Raw genomic sequence first — 18,892 nt, 5'->3', positions numbered from 1 at the left:
CGGTTGAACCGGCCGGGTCGTCACGCCACGGTCCAGGTGTCTCGGCCGTGGATGAGCTGGTCGATGTCGGCGTCGGTGGGGCGGCCGCCCGCGGTGTCGATCGCGGCGTCCACCTGGGCCCGGACGAGGTCGTCGTAGGTCGGCCGGTTGACGCTGCGGAAGATGCCCATCGGGACGTGCGTCATCTGGGGGGAGTCGAGCCGCGAGAGCGCGAAGGCCTGGGTGGGGTCGGCCGCGCCGGCGTCGTGCACGACCACGTCACGGCCCGAGGACTCCGCCCGCGGCACGAACTCCATCGCGCCGCCCTCGCCGCGGACCAGCACCTGCCGGTCGTCCTCGGGTCCGACGGCCACGGGCTCGCCGTCGACCAGGTGGACGATGCGGGCCTCCTGCTCGGAGCGGTCCTTGATCAGGTCGAAGGCGCCGTCGTTGAAGATCGGGCAGTTCTGGTAGATCTCGACGAGGGAGGTGCCGCGGTGCTCGGCTGCCGCGCGCAGGATCCCGGTGAGGTGCTTGCGGTCCGTGTCGGTCGTCCGAGCGACGAAGCTGGCCTCGGCTCCCAGTGCCAGTGACACCGGGTTGAAGGGGTGGTCGACCGAACCCATCGGGGTGGACTTGGTGATCTTGCCGACCTCGGAGGTGGGCGAGTACTGCCCCTTGGTCAGTCCATAGATCTGGTTGTTGAACAACAGGATCGTGAGGTTGACGTTGCGGCGCAGCGCGTGGATGAGGTGGTTGCCACCGATCGACAGGGCGTCGCCGTCGCCGGTCACGACCCACACCGACAGGTCCGGACGGCTCGTCGCGAGCCCGGTGGCGATCGCGGGGGCGCGGCCGTGGATCGAGTGCAGGCCGTAGGTGTCGAGGTAGTAGGGGAAGCGTGACGAGCAGCCGATCCCGGAGACGAACACGGTGTTCTCGCGCTTGAGGCCGAGCTCGGGCAGGAAGCCCTGCACGGCGGCGAGGATCGCGTAGTCGCCGCAGCCCGGGCACCAGCGCACCTCCTGGTCGGAGGTGAACTCCTTCTTCGTCTGCTTGGGGTCGTCGTCGGCGAGGCGCGGCACACCGGCGGTGCCGCTGCGGACGCCGATGGACGGCATACCGAGTTCGGTGGTCATGCGTGTCCTCCCTTGACAGCCACCGTGTCGGGGGCTGGGTGATCGTCGCCGGAGGCGAGCGACACGATGGCGTCGGCGAGCTCGACAGTGGTGAACGGCAGGCCGCGCACCTGGGTGAAGGAGTGCACGTCGACGAGGAACTTGGCGCGCAGCAGCAGGGCGAGCTGGCCCATGTTCATCTCGGGGACAAGGACCTTGTCATAGCGCCGCAGCACCTCGCCGGTGTTGGCCGGGAACGGGTTGAGGTGCCGCAGGTGGGCGGTGGCGACGTCGGTGCCGGAGTTGCGGACGTTGCGGGCCGCAGCGGCGATCGGGCCGTAGGTCGAGCCCCAGCCGAGGACGAGCACCCGTGCCTCGCCGCTCGGGTCGTCGACCTCGAGGTCGCCGATGGTGTCGGCGATGCGTTCGACCTTGGCGGCCCGCAGCCGGGTCATCAGGTCGTGGTTATCGGGGTCGTAGGAGATGTTGCCGGTGATGTTGGCCTTCTCGATGCCCCCGATGCGGTGCTCGAGACCGGGAGTGCCGGGGACCGCCCACGGCCGGGCGAGGGTCGCCTCGTCGCGCAGGAACGGGTGGAAGACCGGCTGACCCGAGTCGTCGGTGTCGTTGGGCTCCGTGGCGAACTCGACGGTCAGGTCGGGGAGCTCGGCCACCGAGGGGATCGACCACGGCTCGGAACCGTTGGCGAGGTAGCCGTCGGACAGCAGGAAGACCGGGGTGCGGTAGGCCGTCGCGATGCGCACCGCCTCGACGGCTGCGTCGAAGCAGTCCGCCGGCGACTTCGGGGCGATGATCGGCACCGGCGACTCGCCGTTGCGGCCGAACATCGCCTGAAGCAGGTCGGACTGCTCGGTCTTGGTCGGCAGACCCGTCGAGGGGCCGCCGCGCTGCACGTCGACGATGACGAGGGGGAGCTCGAGCGAGACGCCCAGGCCGATGGTCTCGGACTTGAGGGCGACGCCGGGTCCGGAGGTCGTGGTGACGCCGATGGCGCCGCCGAACGAGGCGCCGAGGGCGGCTCCGATGCCGGCGATCTCGTCCTCGGCCTGCAGGGTCGTCACGCCGTAGCGCTTGAGCCCCGACAGGGTGTGCAGGATGTCGGAGGCGGGGGTGATGGGGTAGGACCCGAGCACGAGCGGGATGCCGGCGCGGTGAGCGGCGGTCACCAGCCCGAGCGCGAGGGCGGCGTTGCCGGTGATGTTGCGGTAGGTGCCAGGAGCCATCTTGGCCGGCGCGATCTCGTAGGACACCACGAAGTCCTCGGTGGTCTCGCCATAGTTCAGACCGGCCCTCAGGGCAGCGAGGTTGGCGGCCAGGATGTCGGGCTTGGAGCCGAACTTCTTCTCCAGGAACGACTCGGTGCCGGTGGTCGGGCGGTGGTACATCCACGACAGCAGCCCGAGCGCGAACATGTTCTTGGCGCGCTCCTTGTCCTTGCGGGACAGGGTCTCGAACGCCGCGAGGGCCTCCACGGTGATCGACGTCAGGGCCACGGGGTGCACGTGCCAGGACTCGAGGCTGCCGTCCTCGAGGGGGTTGGCCGCGTAACCCACCTTGGCGAGGTTGCGCTTGGAGAACTCGTCGGTGTTGGCGATGATCGTCGCGCCGCGGGGCAGGTCGCGCAGGTTGGCCTTGAGCGCCGCGGGGTTCATGGCGACGAGCACGTCAGGGGCGTCGCCGGGGGTGAGCACGTCGTGGTCGGCGAAGTGCAGCTGGAAGCTGGAGACGCCGGGAAGGGTGCCCTGGGGCGCCCTGATCTCCGCCGGGAAGTTGGGGAGGGTGGACAGGTCGTTGCCCAGCGCGGCGGTCTCCGATGTGAAGCGGTCCCCCGTGAGCTGCATGCCGTCGCCCGAGTCACCCGCAAACCGGATCACGACCCGATCGAGGCGCTTGACCGACTTGCTGCTCGACTGTGTCTGCGTCACTACGTGTTTCCGCCACCTGTTCATCTGCTGTTTCTTGCGCGTCGCGCTCCTCCTGCGGACGTTCTTCCATGGTATGACTGCCGCCGTCGCCGCATGCGGGCAACCCGCATTTCGGACACCCGGGCATGTCGTTATTGGCGGCGGGCATCTGCCGGGGCGTCAGAGCTGGCGGTTCCAGTCGGCCCACAGGGCCGCCAGGGTCGAGTCGTGCGCCTGGGTGACAAGCTGCCTGCTCACCGCTCCCGGTTCGTGCAGCCGGTATGCCGCGTGGCCGGCAGGGGTCTCGGGTCGCCATCCGACGGCGGTCACCGAGTCGACCACCCGCGCGGTGCCGAGCGCCCCGGGTCCCAGCCCCGCTCGCACCCCGAGGTGCTCCACGAGGGCCGGCCCGCCGGCATATGTCATGGTGGTGTGGCAGTCGAGGCGACCACCCTCCTGGCCGCTGCGTCCCAGTGAGACCTGGTCGTGCAGCAGGAGTCGGCCTCCCTCGGCGACGTCCACGTGCAGGCTGCGCGTGACCTCGGCACCATCCGCCACGACCAGCGGTTGGCAGGCCCAGGTGAGGGTGGCTCCCGCGTGGACTCGCAGGGAAACGTCGATGACGCAGCCCAGGCCACGACCGTGGTAGGCCACGGTGCCGGCGACGTCGCGCAGGTCGAGCCGCAGGCCGGGGCCCACATCGACGCAGAGGCGCAGCGCGTCGCCGCCGAGGAGGGTGGCGGTGGTGGCGATGAGGGCGACCTCGGCGCCGGATGCGTCGTGCCGGACGACGCGGGGGGTCAGCAGGCCGGCGGCCAGCACCAGCCGGCTGCGCTCCTGACCGGGCCAGAGCTCGACCCTGGCGGTGTTGACCTCAGTGTGCGTGGACACCCTCACCGCCGTCGTGGGGGTGGGCGTGGGCGTCGTCGCCGTGCACCTGTTCGAGGTGGCTGTGGGGCGCCATGGGGCCGGGGTCGACGGGGACATGCCGGCCGCCGCGATGGGAGGCGAGCATGGCCAGCACCCACCGGCGCAGCTCGGCCACCGATGCGGCGTCCGTGCGGGACAGGCCGATGACAGGGCGTCCGTCGCGGGCGTCCCGGCCCTCGCGCTGCATCAGGTCGGCGTCGACTCCGACGTGCGGCGCCAGGTCGGTCTTGTTGACCACGAGCAGGTCGGCCCGCGAGATGCCGGGACCGCCCTTGCGGACGACGTCGCCGCCGCCGGCAACGTCGAGCACGAAGATCTGGGCGTCGACCAGGGCAGGCGAGAAGGTCGCCGTGAGGTTGTCCCCGCCGGACTCGACCAGGACGAGGTCCAGCGGAGCGAAGTCGGCTTCGAGGTCCTCCACGGCGAGGAGGTTGGCCGTCACGTCGTCCCGGATCGCGGTGTGGGGGCATGCGCCGGTCTCGACGGCGCGGATCCGGTCGGGGTCGAGGACGCCGGCGGCCCGCAGCATGCGGGCGTCCTCGTCGGTGTAGATGTCGTTGGTGACGACGCCCAGCTCGAGCTCTGAGCCGAGCTCGCGGCAGACCATGGCGATGAGCGAGGACTTGCCGGTGCCGACCGGCCCGGCGACGCCGAGTCGGAACGCGCGCGTGGTGGCACGCGTGGTCTCGCGGGTGGTCTCTGAGGTCGTCTCCCGGGTGGTCTCAGGCACTGAACAGCCTCCGTGGGTGGGTGGGGTGGGCGTGCTGCCACTGCTCCAGGAGCGGCGCCGACGGCGCGGGTATGCCGTCCGGCTCGGTGAGGTGCGCGACCGCGCCGACGACCTCCTCGATCTCGGGCCCGGCGTGCAGCAGCCACTCCGTCGTCTCGACGGGGTCGAGCGGGCAGAGCTTCAGGGCGGCCGCGCACAGCGACTGCACGTCGTCATAGGCGACCAGCCGGGCGGTCCGGGCGCCGTCCAGGCCCGCGGCGGCAGCCATCGAGCCCACGGCCACCGGTCGCGCGGGGGCAGGCATCGTCGCCAAGGCGGAGGCGGTCGCGGTGCCGGGCCAGAGCCGCTGCGCCAGGCGGCGTTGTCCCCGGCCGACGGCGACCGAGGCGGCACGCATCACCTCGCTGGGGTTGCGGGCAGCCCAGGCGAGCTGGACGTCGTCGAGGGGCAAGCCGGCCAGGGTGTGGTGGCGCGCGACGACGGCCGTCGCCGCGTCGACGAGCACGACGGTGCGCAGCCTGGTGGAGATGAGTCCGGGGACGTCGCGCGGCTCGAGCCCGCCGAGGAGCGCGGGCTCGAGCCCGGAGGACTGGGTGTGAGCGCCGACAGGGAGGCGTCCGTCGGCCAGCAGCATCGCGGCGAACTCGGGGTGGGGGAGCATCGACAGTCGAGTCTCAGAAGAGTGAATAGCGTTGGGCGAGTGGGAGCTCCGTCGCGGGGGCGGGTTCGACGAGGACACCGTCGATGCGGATCGCGAATGACTCGGGGTCGACCTCGATGACCGGGAGCGTGTCGTTGTTGATCATGTCCGCCTTGGTGACCTCCCGGGTGGGACGCACCGGGGTGAGGGTGCGTCGCAGGCCGAGCCGCTGGCCCAGTCCGTCCTGGAGCGCGGCGGGGGCGACGAACGCCAGGGAGTGGTCGGCACCGGCTCCGCCCTCGCCGACCAGCGCGGGGCGCATGAGGACCGGCTGGGGCGTGGGGATCGACGCGTTCGGGTCGCCGAGTGCGGCATACACGATCGCTCCTCCCTTGAGGACGACGTCGGGGCGCCACCCGAAGAACTTCGGGTCCCAGAGGACGAGGTCGGCGAGCTTGCCCGCTTCGATCGAGCCGACCTCGTGGTCGATGCCGTGGGCGATGGCCGGGTTGATCGTGTACTTGGCCACGTAGCGACGGGCCCGCTCGTTGTCGGCGGGCATGGTGCCGCCCAGTGGGCCGAGGCGTGCCTTCATGACGTGGGCCACCTGCCAGGTGCGGGTGACGACCTCGCCGATCCTCCCCATCGCCTGGGCATCCGAGCTCGTCATCGACAGCGCGCCGAGGTCGTGCAGGATGTCTTCTGCCGCAATGGTGCTGGCCCGGATCCTGCTCTCTGCGAAGGCGAGGTCCTCCGGCACGGACGGGTTGAGGTGGTGGCAGACCATCAACATGTCGAGGTGCTCGGCGACGGTGTTGACGGTGTGGGGGAGCGTCGGGTTGGTCGAGCCGGGCAGCACGTTGGCGTGACCGGCGATGGTGATGATGTCGGGGGCGTGGCCACCGCCGGCGCCCTCGGTGTGGAACGCGTGGATGCTCCGCCCACCGATCGCTCGCAGGGTCGACTCGACGAAGCCAGCCTCGTTGAGGCTGTCGCTGTGCAGCGCCACCTGAAGGCCGTACTCGTCCGCCGCGCGCAGGGCCGCGTCGATGGCGGCCGGGGTGCTGCCCCAGTCCTCGTGCACCTTGTATGCCGCCGCTCCGCCCAGCGCCTGCTCGCGCAGCCCCTCGGCGCTGACGGTGTTGCCCTTGCCCATGAGTAGCAGGTTGACCGGGAGGTGGTCGAGCCCTCGAAGGACTGACTGGAGGTGCCACGGTCCGGGCGTGACGGTCGTGGCCTTGGAACCCTCGGAGGGTCCCGTGCCGCCGCCGCCGAGGGTGGTGATCCCTGCGGCGAGCGCCTCGTGCACCTGGCTGGTCGACAGGAAGTGGACGTGCAGGTCGACCCCGCCGGCCGTGAGGATCCGGCCCTCGCCGGAGATCACGTCGGTGCCGGGCCCGATCTCCAGGTCGGGGTGCACGCCGTCCGCGATGTCAGGGTTGCCACTGCGGCCGAGCGCGACGATGCGGCCGTGGCGGATGCCGACGTCGGCGCGGATGACTCCCCAGTGGTCGAGCACGACCGCGTTGGTGATGACGGTGTCCAGCGCCCCGCCGGCGCTCGTGCGGGTGCCCTGGGCCATCGACTCCCGGATGGACTTGCCGCCACCGAACACTGCTTCCTCGCCCCCGAATGTGAGGTCGTCCTCGATCTCGACCCACAGGTCGGTGTCGCCGAGACGCACCTGGTCGCCGGTGGTGGGGCCGTAGATCGCCGCGTAGCGATCCCGGTCGAGGTCAGCCATCGAGCTCACCGTCCGGCCCGCGCTCGCCGACGCGCTGTCCTGGCACCTGCAGGCCCGGGACCCGGCGTCGTCCACGGAGCGCCACCGCGGCGACCTCTCGGCTGACGCCCGGCTCGAACCGGACGGACGTCCCGCTCGGGATGTCGAGACGGAAGCCGTGCGCCGCCGCCCGGTCGAAGTCCAGCGCGGTGTTGCTGTCGGGCAGGTGCAGGTGCGAGCCGATCTGCACGGGACGGTCGCCCGTGTTCACGATGACGAGGGTGAGCCGCTCGCCGTCGGTGCGGTCGGCATTGATGGTCACGGTGCCCGGCTTGACCCTGATTGCACCGGGTCCAGAACTGTTGCTGCTCAACGGAGTTCCGTCCTCTCAGGCGATAGGGTGGTGGAGGGTGACGAGCTTGCGACCATCGGGGAAGGTCGCCTCGACCTGCACATCGCTGACCATCTCGGCGACTCCCTCCATGACCTGGTCGCGGTGCAGGACATCGCGACCCTGCTCCATCAGGTCGGCGACGGTCGAGCCTTCGCGAGCGCGCTCGATGACCCAGGTGGACAGCAGCGCCACGGCCTCGGGGTGGTTGAGCTTCACGCCGCGCGAGAGCCGGTCACGGGCGACCATCCCGGCCACCGCAAGCAGGAGCTTCTCGGTGTCCGCGGGGGACAGGTGCATGCGGCCTCCTTGGCGGGTGCTGGCCCAGTAGACCAAGGCAGTGTTTCGCGGGCGTTTCAACAGCGCCACCCGGGGCTCACACCGACCCGTCGCGTCGAGCACTTTCGCTGGACTAGCGTGCCCAAGGTGTCGCCCGGCCTTGTCGTCCTGCCCAGCCCGCTGCTGGGTCCGGCGACCTATGCGCCCCTCGCTGCGGCACTGACGGCTCGCGCGATGGCGACCACCGTCGCCGAGCTCCCGGACCGCGACTTCTCCCCGTCAGAGGTGCTGTCGTTCTTCCGCTCGCAGGTCGCGGACCAGGGCGCGACGGTGGTCGTCGCGCACAGCAATGCCGGGTACTTCGCGCCGGCCGCGGCGTTGGATCGTGGCGTGCCGACCATCTTCATGGATGCTGCCCTGCCTGCCGTGGGTGAGTCCGAGACCCGCCTGGCGCCTCCAGCCTTTGCAGAGTTCATCGGCTCCCTGCCGCTCCGCGACGGACTGCTGCCGCCGTGGCCCCTCTGGTGGGACCGCGCCGACGTCGCTGCGCTCTTCCCCGACGACGACTGGCTCGACCTGGCGATCCGCGAGGCGCCACGCCTGTCGCCCGCCTACTTCACGACGCCCCTCCAGGTGCCACGCGGCTGGGAGGTGCGGCCGGCGGCATACCTTGCCTTCGGTGACACGTATGCCGCCGAGCTGGCCTTCGCGCGCGGCGCGGGGTGGGTGGTCCGTCAGGAGGTTGGTCACCACCTGGCGCACCTCGCCGAGCCCGACCGCGTCGCCGACGTCGTCGTCGAGCTCTGCGCCGCGCTGCACGTCGGCGCCTGAGCCGGGTGCCAGTAGAAAGGGGTGTGGCGGTCAGGCCGCGCGGAATCCGTGGCGGTCAAGCGGCCACGTCGTGTGGGTGCGGCCATCCGGGGCGGTCCACGTGCAGACGCCGAGCGGGTCCATCTCTACCCGCCACCCGGCATGGTGCTTGAACCCGTGATGGGTGGCACAGAGGGACTGCAGGTTGGGGACGGAGGTGGGGCCGTCGGGGTGACGGATGACGTGGTCGAGCTGGCACCGCTTGGCCGCGGTGGCGCACCCAGGGAAGCGGCAGGTGCCGTCCCGTGAGCGGACAGCGCGCGCCGTCGCCGCGCCGGGTCGGGAGGTGGTCGGGTCCTGCCATCGAACGGCTCCGGTGACGGAGTCGCTGCGGGCCAGTCGCAGGACGACGTCTGGGTCGCTCAGCACGGCGACCACGTCGGACGGGAGCAGCGAGCCGAGCACTGGTACCTCGGTGTGCGAGGACACGAACCACAGGCGGTCCTCGTGGTCGTGCAGGACGCCGTCGTCCAGCTGCTCGCAGCCGCCAAGGTCGTGGTACCAGCCGGACACCTGGGTGAGCTCGACTGCTGTGTCGGTGCCCGCGGAGCCGAGCGCGGCCGGGTCGCGACCGTCGTCGGCGCGGTCAGCAGCGTCGGGGATCGGCGACTGGACGTCTGTGGCGTGGATTCCGGTTGAGTCGGGGGCGTCCTCGCGGACGCCCAAGCACGCCGTCGATACGGGAGGCGCGACGAAGCCCGGCCGCTCGCAGTCAATCGGTGCGACCAGCTCGATCGTGGTGCTGATCGTCGCGTTGGCCTCGATGAGGTCGGACAGTGCGTCGGCGCGAGCGGCGCCCATCCGCAGACCCGGCTCAGCCCGTGCGTACTCCGCGGCGAGCCCGTCCACAGCACTCCACAGCCGGAGCGCGGTCGGGGTCGGCAGGTCGACCACCAGTCGGGTCATGCCGGCACAGTCACCCGGACGGATGCTGACGGCACGCCGAGCCCTGGCCCGCTCGGCTGCTTGTGCCGCCTCCTCTCGGTTGCACCGTTCGGCGCTGCGACGCGCTCGACGCCTGAGAGCGGCGCAGGAGAGCTGGGTCGCGCCACCCTCCAGCACCCGGGCCTCGAACTCGTGCAACCGGTCGGTCGGTGCGGCCAGGGACTCCGACACGACCGCATCCACGCGGTAGGGCTCGAGGTCGCCGGACCACGCCAGCGCCTGGATCTGGGGCAGGGAGCAGACGACGCGACGGGCGTGGCTGATGCGGGTCGACATGGTGCGCGGTGAGACATGGAGGAGGGCGGCCAGCGAGCCAGCGGCGACCGCGTGGCCCGACAGGTGGTGGGGGCGCATCCCCACGGCCACGCCATCGGCCACGTCGCGCTCGGACTGCTCGTCGCACCGTCGGGCGACCGTCTCCATGGCCGAACGCTGTCGCGCCGTCGCGGCGCTCACGACGCGCTGGGTGGCGACCGTCAACGCCTCGGCCTGCGCCAGAGACATGCCCTCGATCTCATCGTCGGTGAGGGTGAAGAGCGCGCTCGCGAGGACGGCCGGGTCGGTCGCCTCCACGGTGCGGGCATCTTCGAACATGTGTTCGATCCTATGGGAAGCCACTGACAACGGCTGGACGTGCGCGCGTTCCCCATTCGCGGGAAGCCAGGGAGGGTTTCGAAGGACTGCGGGTTTCAGGCTGTGAGGGTTACGGTCGGTGGATGGATCGACCCGTGCTCGACGACGCGCTGAAGGACCGAGAGGCCATTCTGCGAGCGTTCCTCACGGCGGACGGGAGGCTCTCGAGGATCCCCACGAAGATCCGCAAACGGCTGGTGGTGCTCAACGAGCTGGCCCAGCAGTTCGATATCGGTGAGACCTATGACGAAACCCAGGTCAACAACATCCTGCGCAGCTGGCACGACGACGTCGCCGCCCTGCGTCGCTACCTCGTCGAGGAGGGCTTCCTCGAGCGCCGCGACGGTCTCTACTGGCGTGCCGGTGGGACGGTCGGAGAAGTCGTCGGGACCTAGCAGCGGCCATCCTCCCCGGCCGTCCAGTGGCCGCTGTCCACCCCGTGACCACCCTCTGGTTTCGCCGGGTGCCACCGCCTCCGCCCTGCCACACTCTGGTCATGCTGAGGCTGGATGACCTGTGGGTCTGGGACTCCTGGATCGCTGACGACGGCGACCTCTACCACCTGTTCTTCCTCCAGGCGCCGCGCGCGCTGGGGGACCCGGGCAAGCGGCATACCTCGGCGCGGGTGGGGCACGCCACCTCCGCGGACCTCGTGAGCTGGACCGACCTCGGGGAGTGCTTCGGACCTGACCAGAGCGGCGCGGGTCGGTTCGACGACCTCGCCATCTGGACCGGCTCCGTGCTCCACGACGGGGAGCGGTGGCGGATGTTCTACACCGGGGTGTCGACGACCGGCCACCACGTCTACGACCAGCGGATCGGCTCGGCCGTGTCCGACGACCTGCAGCACTGGCAACGGGGCGGCCCCGACCCCGTCGTGCGCGTGGACGGTCGCTGGTACAAGACGCTGGCCAACACGCCGGCCCCCACCGAAGGGCCCGATCTGGAGGGGGCGAGCGAGACCTGGCGCGACCCGCTCGTCTTCGCCGACCCCGCAGGCGACGGCTGGCACCTGCTGGTCACCGCGCGGGCCAGGGACGCGGCGCGCAACGACGACGGGGTCATCGCCCACGCCACCAGCACCGACCTCGAGACCTGGGCCCTCGGCGAGCCGCTGTGCGCGCCCGGAGCCGGCTTCGGACAGCTGGAAGTGCTGCAGAACAAGCAGATCGACGGCCGGTGGGTGCTCGTCTTCACCTGCCACCCGCAGGAGATGACACCCGAGCGGATCGAGCGGACCGGCAGCTACTGCACCTGGTCGGTGCCCGGTCCCGGACCGCTCGGCCCGTGGGACATCGACGCCGCCCGTCCGTTCGCCGCGGAGCCCGACCTGTTCGCCGCGCCTCTGGTGCAGCAGCGCGACGGGTCGTGGGTGCTCGTCGGGTTCCACAACCTCGAACCGCAAGGGCTCGACGGGTTCGAGATCAGCGACCCCATCCCGGTCACCCTCGACGCCGACGGCTACCTCGTCGCCCGCTGACGCACCCTCCGACCTCCACCGCCGTGGTGCCGGAACCCGGGGCGGGTCAGTCTCCGGTGCGGCCGTCGGCGAGCTCGCGGAGGATGTCCAGGTGTCCGTTGTGCCGGGCGTTCTCCTCGACGAGGTGCAGCAGCACCCACCGCAGGGTCGGGCGCTCCCCGCTCCTGAACGGTGTGGCCGAGAGGTCGTCGAGGTCGAGCCCGGCGACGATCGCATCGGTGCGGACTGCCTGCGCGGCATACTCCTCCAACGTCTGCGCGAGGGGGGTGGTGGCGCCGAGGCTGAACTCCCGGTCCGGCTCCTCGTCGGTCCAGGGCCCGAGGTCCGGTCCACCGACGAACCTGTTCTCGATCCACGAGTGCTCCACCCAGCGCATGTGGTTGACGACCCCGCCCAGCGTCATCAGCGGTGAGGTCGGCAGGGGCGCGCTCCCGACGTGCTCGTCGGCGAGGCCGTGGCACTTCTCGGCTGCGGTGTCCCGGGTGTACTGGAGCATCGCCAGCAGCGTCGAGCGCTCGTCCCAGGCGTTGGGGGTGTCGGTTCGCGTCATGGTCCGAACCCTGTCGCACCGGCCGGCCGCGCGCCACCGCTTAGTTCAGGTTGAACCCGTGCTCCGGTGACGGCGGCACGACCCCGAGCATCGCGGCCAGCTGCCGTTCGCGCCGGACCAGCTGGAGGCCGAGTCGCAGCCGCGTCTCGGTGTCGTCGGCGGCGAGGAGCTGCTGCCGTTCCCCGAGGTCGAGCCCCACCGCCCCACCCACGGCATACGAGAGTTCGGCGGCGTCGGAGGGCCACGTGGGCTCGTCGGCGCCCACGGTGTGGGCGTACTCGTGCAGCGCCTGCCGCAGCCGCGCGGCGAGCCCCGCGACCTCCTCGGCGTCGCCGGTGTTCTCCTCAAGCATGGTCACCTCGCCCATCAGGTATGCCGTGCCGGCACCTGGCACGAGCGCCTCCAGGTGGAAGCGCTGGATGCCAGTGCTGAGGACGAGGTAGCGACCGTCTCCGACCGGGGCGGCGTTCGTCAGCCGGGCCAGGCAGCCCACCTCGTGCAGGTCGTGCACCGAGTCGGGCCCGACCTCGTGACCCTGGCGGATCGCCACGACGCCGAACTCGGGAGCCTCCATGACGTTCACCAGGTCGCTGAGCAGCTCGAGGTAGCGCGGCTCGAAGACCTGGAGCGGCAGCGCGGCGCCCGGCACCAGGACCGTGCCGAGCGGAAAGAGCGGGACCCGCGCCATGTCGTCACGGTAGGTGCCCACGACCCGGCGCAACACCCCCTCATGGAGGTGGGCCACTAGGCTGCCAACCGTGTCGCCCTACGTCGTCATCGCCGCGGTGGTCGCTGTCGGCCTGCTGCTGTTCGTGGCCGCGATGGGCGCCCGGGCGCTGCTGGCTCCGAAGGCGCCGACCCGGGCCAAGCTGACGACCTACGAGTCCGGAGTCGATCCGGTGGGTCGGGACTGGGCCCAGACGCAGGTGCGCTACTTCGTCTACGCGTTCCTCTACGTCATCTTCGCCGTCGACGCCGTCTACCTGTTCCCCTGGGCCCTCGTCGCCCGCAGCAACCTCGGTGCGGTGTCGCTGCTCGAGATCGCGGTGTTCATCGGGGTCCTGCTGGTCGGACTCGTCCACGCAGCGCGGCGCGGTCTGCTGAGGTGGCTCTGATGACGACGACGCAGCCCGTCCCCCTGCCGATGCCCCGGGTCGGTCCCGCCACCGACCTGGCACCCCAGCCGATCCGCGTGGTCCTCAACTGGGGCCGCCGCTACTCGCTGTGGGTCTTCAACTTCGGCCTCGCGTGCTGTGCGATCGAGTTCATCGCCGCCTCGATGGCCCGGCACGACTTCATCCGGCTCGGGGTGATCCCGTTCGCCCCCGGCCCGCGACAGGCCGACCTGATGGTCGTGTCGGGCACCGTGACCGACAAGATGGCTCCGGCCGTGCGACGGCTCTACGACCAGATGCCCGAACCCAAGTACGTCATCTCGTTCGGAGCCTGCTCCAACTCCGGCGGACCCTACTGGGACTCCTACTCGGTCACCAAGGGCGTCGACACCATCATCCCCGTCGACGTCTACGTCCCTGGCTGCCCGCCCCGGCCCGAGGCTCTCCTGCAGGGCATCCTCAAGCTGCAGGAGAAGATCGCAGCCGAGACGTTGTCCACCAAGGGAATTCGCGCGAAGTATGCCGGGCACCGCCTCGCGTCCGCAGGCGAGGTCAAGCGACCGTTGGTGCAGCCACCGACCAAGGACGTCTCATGAGCGGCCCTCGCGCCGTGAGCGACCCGACCGGTGTGGTGGATCCGAGCGCCCTCGAGCGCGCCGAGGTCGACCCGCCTGACTGGGTGGCGACGATCACAGCGGCCCGCGACGCTGGCTACACCTTCTTCGACTGGCTCACCGCGGTCGACCAGAGCGACGACGAGGCGGCACCCGGTCTCGACGTGGTGTGCCACCTCATGGACGGGTCCACGCCAAGGGCGTTGCGGCGCAAGCTGTTCCGCACCCGCGTCCCCAGCGGTGCCAGCCTCGACAGCCTGACGGGAGTGTTCCGCGGGGTCGCGTGGCACGAGCGCGAGACGCACGAGATGTTCGGCCTCGACTTCGAGGGGTTCGACGACGGCACCGGTCTGGGGCTGCGCCCGCTCCTGCTCCCCGACGGGTTCGAGGGCACGCCGCTGCGCAAGTCCTTCGTGCTCGCGGCTCGAGCCTCCAAGCCGTGGCCCGGAGCCAAGGAGCCGGGCGAGTCCGAGCACGCCAGGCCGACCGGGCGACGCCGGGTGTCAGCGCCCGGTGTCCCGGACCCCGAGTGGGGGCCGCGATGAACGACGCCGTCGAGGTGACCCTGCGGGCGGTGGGGGTGCTGGCTGCCTTCCTCGTGCTGCCCCTCCTGGTGGGCCAGACCGAACACAAGGTGATGGCGCACATGCAGGGCCGGCTCGGCCCGATGTATGCCGGTGGGTTCCACGGGTGGGCGCAGCTGGTGGCCGACGGGGTCAAGTTCGTGCAGAAGGAGGACATCACCCCTGCGGCTGCCGACAAGAGGATCTTCCGGTTCGCTCCCGCGGTGGCGCTGGTGCCCTATCTCGTTGCGCTGGCAGCGATTCCGCTCAGCCCCGACTTGGTCGCCGCGGACCTCCCCGCGTCGGCCGTGTTCGTCCTGGCGGTGACCGCGGTGGGCATCCTCGGCACGCTCATGGCCGGCTGGGCCAGCGCCAACAAGTACTCGCTGCTCGGTGCGATGCGTGCCGCGGCGCAGCTGCTCTCCTACGAGCTGCCGATGGTGCTGGCGGTCGCCAGCGTCTGCCTGGCGGCCGGCTCGTTGTCCCTCTCCGGGATCGCTGCGGCCTGGTCTCCCTGGTGGCTGGTCTTCCAGCTGCCGGGAGCCATCGTGTTCCTCGTGTCGGCCGTCGCGGAGCTCCAGCGACCGCCGTTCGACATGCCGGTGGCCGACTCCGAGATCGTCTTCGGCGCCTACACCGAGTACACCGGGCTGCGGTTCGCGTTCTTCCTGCTGAGCGAGTACGCCGGGATCGTCGTCATGTCGCTCCTCTTCGCCGTGCTCTACCTCGGTGGCTGGCAGGGGCTGTTCAGCGACCAGCTCGGGTGGCTGTGGACCCTGCTCAAGGGGTTCTGCATCGCGGTCCTCGTCATCTGGCTCCGGGTCGCGTGGCCCCGGCTGCGCGAGGACCAGCTCCAGCGACTGGCGTGGCTGGTCCTGGTGCCCCTCGCCCTGGCCCAGCTGGCCCTCACCGGTGTCTGGGTGGTGGCCACCGCATGAGCGAGCAGGAGAAGAAGCCGGGAGGCATCGGCATACCGGGCATCCTCAAGGGGTTGGCCACCACCGCCCGCACCATGTCGAGGCCGACCCATACCGCCGAGTACCCCGACGCGCAGCCGCACCTGCCGCCCCGGAGCCGTGGCGTCATCGCGCTGCTGGAGGAGAACTGCACCTCCTGCATGCTGTGCGCCCGCGAGTGCCCCGACTGGTGCATCTACATCGACTCGCACAAGGAGACGATCCCCGCCACCACGCCTGGTGGGCGCGAGCGCCAGCGGAACGTCCTCGACCGGTTCGCCATCGACTTCAGCCTCTGCATGTACTGCGGCATCTGCATCGAGGTCTGCCCGTTCGACGCGCTGCACTGGAGTCCCGAGTTCGAGTACGCCGAGCTGGACATCCGCGACCTGCTGCACGAGAAGGACCGCCTCGGCCAGTGGATGCCCACCGTGCCCCCACCCTCGGCCCTGGACGAGCACTCGGCCGAGCCGGCCGAGATCGGAGCCACCACCCGACCCGGACGGCTGGTGCGCACGGCGCCGGCGCGTCCCGCTCCCGCGCGCGTCACGCCGACCGGGCAGGAGGCGCAGCCAGCCCCGAAGTCAAGCCCGGAGCCGGCCCCGAAGCCAAGTCCGGAGCCAGCCCCCGAGACGGCACCGGAGACCGGGGAATGACGGCTCTGGACGTGGCCTTCGCCGCGGTCGGGCTGATCACGGCGGCCAGCGGTTTGCTCGCCGTGACGACGCGCCACGTCGTCCATGCCGCCCTGTGGCTGGTGGTCTGCCTCGGAGCCCTTGCCGGCTGCTACCTCGTCCTGGGGGCGGAGCTGGTGGCACTGGTGCAGCTCCTGGTCTATGTCGGCGCGATCGTCGTGCTCGTGCTGTTCGCCCTCATGCTCACCCGCGCGCCGATCGGGCCCAACAGCGAGATCAGCACCAGCCGCCTGCACCGGGTGCTCGCGGCGGCGCTGGGTGCCGGCGTCACGGCCCTGCTGGCCGCCGCCCTCCTCCCCATCGCGGGCCCCGCCGTGGAACGGCACGAAACCTCGACCACCCGGGTCGCAGAACAGCTCTTCGGCACCTGGCTCTGGCCCTTCGAAGTCCTCTCACTGCTACTCCTCGTCGCCCTCATCGCGGCCATGGCGGTGTCGCGGATGACCCGCCCCGACCCTGCCGCTGACCCGCTCGGCTCCGACCTCGCGGCCAGGGAGTCGGCATGATCCATCTCGCCGGGCCGTACCTGCTCTGCGCCGTGCTCGCCGGCATCGGGGCCTACGGCGTGCTGGCGCGACGGAACGCCGTGCTCGTCCTGATCGGGGTCGAGCTCATCCTCAACGCGGCCAACGTGCTGCTCGTCTCGGTCGCCGCCGCGGGTGCTGACCGCTGGGCCGCAGGCAACGTGCTCACGCTGTTCGTCATCACGATCGCTGCCGCAGAGGTCGTCGTGGCGCTCGCGGTGGTCCTCGCGGTCTACCGGCTGCGGGGCGACGTCGACCTGAGCGACCCCACCCTCAGCGACGCCACGGTCAGCGACCCCACGGTGAGCGAGGCTCCCCGATGAGCGCCGCTGCCGCCCGGTTCGTCGTCCTCATCCCTGCCGTCGCCGCATTCCTCGGGCTCCTGCTGGCCCGTCACACCGACCCACGGCCGGCCCGCTTCGTCGCCGTCGGCACCTCCCTGCTCGCGGTCCTCGCGGCCCTCCTCCAGGTCGTCGCCGTGCACGGCTCGTCGAGGGTTACCATCGCCCGCACCATCCCCGCCCTCGACGCGGGCGAGCTGCGAATTCCCTTGCAGCTGCAGGCGACTACCGCGACTGCCCTCATCGCCCTGGTCGTCGCGATCGTCGGCTGGGCGGTGCAGGCCTTCGCCGGCTGGTACCTGCGCGAGGATGACCGCTACGGCATCTTCGCCGCCACGGTCTCGCTGTTCACAGCAGGCATGCTCCTCGTCGTGCAGTCCGCCGACCTCGTGCTCACCCTGGTGGGCTGGGAGGTGATGGGTTGGTGCTCCTACCTGCTCATCGGGCACTGGAGCCGCAAGGAGTCCGCCCGCCGGGCCGCGCTCAAGGCCTTCCTCGTCACCCGCCTCGCAGATGTCGGCTTCGTGCTCGGGGTGGTGATCCTCGCCGCAGGGGCCGGCTCCACGGCATACCCGCAGGTGCTCCAGGCCTGGGCCGCCACGGACTGCCCGGACGCCGCCGCATGTGCAGCGCCCAACGCGACCCTGCGCACGGCGGCCATGGTGCTGCTCGTCATCGGCATCCTCGGCAAGTCCGGCATGGTCCCGTTCCACGACTGGCTCCCCGACGCCATGGAAGGCCCGACCCCCGCGTCCGCCCTGATCCACGCGGCGACCATGGTTGCCGCCGGCACGTTCGTCCTCGCGCAGCTGTTCGACGTCCTCGCGGCCAGTGACGGTGCACGCTGGGTCCTCGCGCTGAGCACCGCCGTGACGATGGTGTATGCCGCGGGGCTGGCGTTCGGGCAGAGCGACCTCAAGCGGCTGCTCGCCTACTCGACCCTCAGCCAGGTCGCCCTCATGCTCTCGGCGCTGGCGGTCGCCCCCGTCGACGAGGGACCGGGCGCCGGAGTGCTTCACCTCTACTCGCACGCGTTCTTCAAGGCGCTGCTCTTCCTCGCGATCGGCTGGCTGAGCGTGACCGTCGGCGGCACCGCGGCCGCGACGATGCGCGGTGGTCTGCGCGGACACCTGTTCATCAGGCCGGCGATGTTCGTCGGGCTGATGGCGCTGGCCGGGGTGCCTCCGCTCGTCGGCTTCGTCTCCAAGGAGCACGTGCTCGCGGCAGCCGAGGCAGGCGCGGCCGACGGCCAGGCGCGGGCCTGGATCGTCCTGCTCGCAGGCCTGCTGACCGTGGTCCTCACCGCTGCCTACTGCATGCGCGCGTGGATCGTCCTCGACGACCTGGCCGCCGCGGACATCGAACGTCACGAGGCCGACACCGCCAGCTTCCCCGTGACTGCGGCGGTGACGGTCCTGGCCATCCTGACCGTTGCCGGCGGGCTGGTCGCCTTCACCCCTCTGATCGACCTCGGCGGCCACATCGGGTGGCTGGTGGCGCTGCTGAGCATCCTGCTGATCGTCGGCGCCGGCCTGGCCGTGCGTTCACTGGCCCACGGTGCGGATCCCGCTGTGCGGATCGTCGGGGCACGGATCCCGTCGTTCGACGACGGTTTCGGGGTCGATCGCCTCTACGTCGACTACGTGGCGCGACCAGTCGTCGCCCTTGCGCACCTCGTCGTCTTCCTCGACCGCGAGGTCGTCGACGCCTACGTGCGCGGTGCGGCAGCCGCGACCCGGTTCGGTGGCGCGGGTGGCCAGCGGGCCCACCAGGCCGAACGCGCGGCGTCCGGGCTGGCCTGGGTCGTGGCCGGTGTCGTCGCCGTCGCCCTCGCGGGGGTGGCGCTGTGGTGACCGGAAGGCGTGGTGGAGGAGAGACCGCGGTGGAGGCG

At 71.1% G+C, this 18,892-nt stretch carries 22 protein-coding genes; 11 read left to right on the top strand and 11 right to left on the bottom strand.

Annotation, left to right across the window (positions count from 1 at the left end):
- Positions 1-20: 20 nt before the first annotated feature.
- The 8 genes from AC1DWP_RS06770 to AC1DWP_RS06735 form a co-directional block, all read right to left on the bottom strand.
- Positions 21-1,118 carry a 2-oxoacid:ferredoxin oxidoreductase subunit beta gene (locus AC1DWP_RS06770; RefSeq protein WP_477613691.1) on the bottom strand — a complete coding sequence of 366 codons (1,098 nt, stop codon included), beginning with the start codon at positions 1,116-1,118 and terminating at the stop codon, positions 21-23.
- Positions 1,115-3,043, bottom strand: coding sequence for a 2-oxoacid:acceptor oxidoreductase subunit alpha (locus AC1DWP_RS06765; protein WP_477613690.1), 1,929 nt, complete (start codon positions 3,041-3,043; stop codon positions 1,115-1,117). The genes AC1DWP_RS06770 and AC1DWP_RS06765 overlap by 4 nt, the downstream gene beginning before the upstream one ends.
- A gap of 159 nt (positions 3,044-3,202) precedes the next feature.
- On the bottom strand, positions 3,203-3,913 hold the full coding sequence (locus AC1DWP_RS06760; protein WP_477613689.1) for an urease accessory protein UreD: 711 nt from the start codon (positions 3,911-3,913) through the stop codon (positions 3,203-3,205).
- Positions 3,897-4,682, bottom strand: coding sequence for an urease accessory protein UreG (gene ureG, locus AC1DWP_RS06755; RefSeq protein WP_477613688.1), 786 nt, complete (start codon positions 4,680-4,682; stop codon positions 3,897-3,899). Before ureG ends, AC1DWP_RS06760 begins: the two co-directional genes overlap by 17 nt.
- Positions 4,675-5,343 (bottom strand): urease accessory protein UreF, encoded by a 669-nt coding sequence (locus tag AC1DWP_RS06750; protein WP_477613687.1) that lies wholly within the window; start codon positions 5,341-5,343, stop codon positions 4,675-4,677. Before AC1DWP_RS06750 ends, ureG begins: the two co-directional genes overlap by 8 nt.
- Positions 5,344-5,356: 13 nt before the next feature.
- Positions 5,357-7,066 (bottom strand): urease subunit alpha, encoded by a 1,710-nt coding sequence (locus AC1DWP_RS06745; protein WP_477613686.1) that lies wholly within the window; start codon positions 7,064-7,066, stop codon positions 5,357-5,359.
- Positions 7,059-7,367 (bottom strand): urease subunit beta, encoded by a 309-nt coding sequence (ureB, locus tag AC1DWP_RS06740; RefSeq protein ID WP_477613685.1) that lies wholly within the window; start codon positions 7,365-7,367, stop codon positions 7,059-7,061. The genes AC1DWP_RS06745 and ureB overlap by 8 nt, the downstream gene beginning before the upstream one ends.
- A gap of 66 nt (positions 7,368-7,433) precedes the next feature.
- Positions 7,434-7,736, bottom strand: coding sequence for an urease subunit gamma (locus AC1DWP_RS06735; RefSeq protein ID WP_477613684.1), 303 nt, complete (start codon positions 7,734-7,736; stop codon positions 7,434-7,436).
- Between the two features lie 126 nt (positions 7,737-7,862).
- On the opposite strand from AC1DWP_RS06735, the gene AC1DWP_RS06730 reads away from it, so the two are divergent.
- Positions 7,863-8,546, top strand: coding sequence for an alpha/beta hydrolase (locus AC1DWP_RS06730; protein ID WP_477613683.1), 684 nt, complete (start codon positions 7,863-7,865; stop codon positions 8,544-8,546).
- A 30-nt stretch (positions 8,547-8,576) separates the two neighbouring features.
- Here the strand turns inward: AC1DWP_RS06730 and AC1DWP_RS06725 are convergent, their stop codons facing one another.
- Positions 8,577-10,124 (bottom strand): HNH endonuclease signature motif containing protein, encoded by a 1,548-nt coding sequence (locus AC1DWP_RS06725; protein WP_477613682.1) that lies wholly within the window; start codon positions 10,122-10,124, stop codon positions 8,577-8,579.
- A 122-nt stretch (positions 10,125-10,246) separates the two neighbouring features.
- Here AC1DWP_RS06725 and AC1DWP_RS06720 point away from each other — a divergent pair, with 122 nt between their 5' ends.
- On the top strand, positions 10,247-10,558 hold the full coding sequence (locus AC1DWP_RS06720; RefSeq protein ID WP_477613681.1) for a DUF2087 domain-containing protein: 312 nt from the start codon (positions 10,247-10,249) through the stop codon (positions 10,556-10,558).
- Between the two features lie 101 nt (positions 10,559-10,659).
- Entirely contained in the window at positions 10,660-11,643 is a 984-nt protein-coding gene (locus AC1DWP_RS06715; RefSeq protein WP_477613680.1) for a glycosyl hydrolase, read from the top strand.
- 46 nt (positions 11,644-11,689) lie between these two features.
- On the opposite strand, the gene AC1DWP_RS06710 is transcribed toward AC1DWP_RS06715, so the two are convergent.
- Together AC1DWP_RS06710 and AC1DWP_RS06705 are read right to left on the bottom strand one after the other, a co-directional pair.
- Complete coding sequence (locus tag AC1DWP_RS06710) at positions 11,690-12,193, bottom strand: DinB family protein (RefSeq protein ID WP_477613679.1); 504 nt, start codon at positions 12,191-12,193, stop codon at positions 11,690-11,692.
- Positions 12,194-12,233: 40 nt separating this feature from the next.
- Positions 12,234-12,881 (bottom strand): LON peptidase substrate-binding domain-containing protein, encoded by a 648-nt coding sequence (locus AC1DWP_RS06705; protein WP_477613678.1) that lies wholly within the window; start codon positions 12,879-12,881, stop codon positions 12,234-12,236.
- 70 nt (positions 12,882-12,951) lie between these two features.
- Between AC1DWP_RS06705 and AC1DWP_RS06700 the strand changes: the two genes are divergently transcribed.
- The 8 genes from AC1DWP_RS06700 to AC1DWP_RS06665 are packed head-to-tail and all read left to right on the top strand — an operon-like array spanning position 12,952 to position 18,854.
- Positions 12,952-13,308 (top strand): NADH-quinone oxidoreductase subunit A, encoded by a 357-nt coding sequence (locus tag AC1DWP_RS06700; RefSeq protein WP_477613677.1) that lies wholly within the window; start codon positions 12,952-12,954, stop codon positions 13,306-13,308.
- A complete protein-coding gene (locus tag AC1DWP_RS06695; protein WP_477613676.1) occupies positions 13,308-13,904 on the top strand; it encodes an NADH-quinone oxidoreductase subunit B in 597 nt (198 codons plus the stop codon). Before AC1DWP_RS06700 ends, AC1DWP_RS06695 begins: the two co-directional genes overlap by 1 nt.
- Complete coding sequence (locus tag AC1DWP_RS06690) at positions 13,901-14,467, top strand: NADH-quinone oxidoreductase subunit C (RefSeq protein WP_477613675.1); 567 nt, start codon at positions 13,901-13,903, stop codon at positions 14,465-14,467. Before AC1DWP_RS06695 ends, AC1DWP_RS06690 begins: the two co-directional genes overlap by 4 nt.
- Complete coding sequence (gene nuoH / locus AC1DWP_RS06685; RefSeq protein WP_477613674.1) at positions 14,464-15,423, top strand: NADH-quinone oxidoreductase subunit NuoH; 960 nt, start codon at positions 14,464-14,466, stop codon at positions 15,421-15,423. The genes AC1DWP_RS06690 and nuoH overlap by 4 nt, the downstream gene beginning before the upstream one ends.
- Positions 15,420-16,097 carry a NuoI/complex I 23 kDa subunit family protein gene (locus AC1DWP_RS06680; RefSeq protein ID WP_477613673.1) on the top strand — a complete coding sequence of 226 codons (678 nt, stop codon included), beginning with the start codon at positions 15,420-15,422 and terminating at the stop codon, positions 16,095-16,097. The genes nuoH and AC1DWP_RS06680 overlap by 4 nt, the downstream gene beginning before the upstream one ends.
- On the top strand, positions 16,094-16,642 hold the full coding sequence (locus AC1DWP_RS06675; protein WP_477613672.1) for an NADH-quinone oxidoreductase subunit J family protein: 549 nt from the start codon (positions 16,094-16,096) through the stop codon (positions 16,640-16,642). The genes AC1DWP_RS06680 and AC1DWP_RS06675 overlap by 4 nt, the downstream gene beginning before the upstream one ends.
- Positions 16,639-16,983, top strand: coding sequence for an NADH-quinone oxidoreductase subunit NuoK (gene nuoK, locus AC1DWP_RS06670; protein ID WP_477613671.1), 345 nt, complete (start codon positions 16,639-16,641; stop codon positions 16,981-16,983). Before AC1DWP_RS06675 ends, nuoK begins: the two co-directional genes overlap by 4 nt.
- The gene (locus AC1DWP_RS06665; protein ID WP_477613670.1) at positions 16,980-18,854 is read left to right on the top strand and encodes an NADH-quinone oxidoreductase subunit 5 family protein; all 1,875 of its coding nucleotides are present in this window, start codon (positions 16,980-16,982) and stop codon (positions 18,852-18,854) included. Before nuoK ends, AC1DWP_RS06665 begins: the two co-directional genes overlap by 4 nt.
- Positions 18,855-18,892 lie beyond the last annotated feature (38 nt).

The sequence above is a fragment of the Pedococcus sp. P2_F6 genome (assembly GCF_056403675.1).
This window is presented reverse-complemented; position numbering and strand designations above follow the sequence as displayed.

Excerpts from the sequence above, each read along its gene's own strand:
- AC1DWP_RS06770 (WP_477613691.1), bottom strand. The coding sequence starts at position 1,118 with ATGACCACCGAACTCGGTATGCCGTCCATCGGCGTCCGCAGCGGCACC.
- AC1DWP_RS06750 (WP_477613687.1), bottom strand. The coding sequence starts at position 5,343 with ATGCTCCCCCACCCCGAGTTCGCCGCGATGCTGCTGGCCGACGGACGC.
- AC1DWP_RS06745 (WP_477613686.1), bottom strand. The coding sequence starts at position 7,066 with ATGGCTGACCTCGACCGGGATCGCTACGCGGCGATCTACGGCCCCACC.
- AC1DWP_RS06735 (WP_477613684.1), bottom strand. The coding sequence starts at position 7,736 with ATGCACCTGTCCCCCGCGGACACCGAGAAGCTCCTGCTTGCGGTGGCC.
- AC1DWP_RS06725 (WP_477613682.1), bottom strand. The coding sequence starts at position 10,124 with ATGTTCGAAGATGCCCGCACCGTGGAGGCGACCGACCCGGCCGTCCTC.
- AC1DWP_RS06720 (WP_477613681.1), top strand. The coding sequence starts at position 10,247 with ATGGATCGACCCGTGCTCGACGACGCGCTGAAGGACCGAGAGGCCATT.
- AC1DWP_RS06715 (WP_477613680.1), top strand. The coding sequence starts at position 10,660 with ATGCTGAGGCTGGATGACCTGTGGGTCTGGGACTCCTGGATCGCTGAC.
- AC1DWP_RS06710 (WP_477613679.1), bottom strand. The coding sequence starts at position 12,193 with ATGACGCGAACCGACACCCCCAACGCCTGGGACGAGCGCTCGACGCTG.
- AC1DWP_RS06705 (WP_477613678.1), bottom strand. The coding sequence starts at position 12,881 with ATGGCGCGGGTCCCGCTCTTTCCGCTCGGCACGGTCCTGGTGCCGGGC.
- AC1DWP_RS06695 (WP_477613676.1), top strand. The coding sequence starts at position 13,308 with ATGACGACGACGCAGCCCGTCCCCCTGCCGATGCCCCGGGTCGGTCCC.
- AC1DWP_RS06690 (WP_477613675.1), top strand. The coding sequence starts at position 13,901 with ATGAGCGGCCCTCGCGCCGTGAGCGACCCGACCGGTGTGGTGGATCCG.
- nuoH (WP_477613674.1), top strand. The coding sequence starts at position 14,464 with ATGAACGACGCCGTCGAGGTGACCCTGCGGGCGGTGGGGGTGCTGGCT.
- AC1DWP_RS06680 (WP_477613673.1), top strand. The coding sequence starts at position 15,420 with ATGAGCGAGCAGGAGAAGAAGCCGGGAGGCATCGGCATACCGGGCATC.
- AC1DWP_RS06675 (WP_477613672.1), top strand. The coding sequence starts at position 16,094 with ATGACGGCTCTGGACGTGGCCTTCGCCGCGGTCGGGCTGATCACGGCG.
- nuoK (WP_477613671.1), top strand. The coding sequence starts at position 16,639 with ATGATCCATCTCGCCGGGCCGTACCTGCTCTGCGCCGTGCTCGCCGGC.
- AC1DWP_RS06665 (WP_477613670.1), top strand. The coding sequence starts at position 16,980 with ATGAGCGCCGCTGCCGCCCGGTTCGTCGTCCTCATCCCTGCCGTCGCC.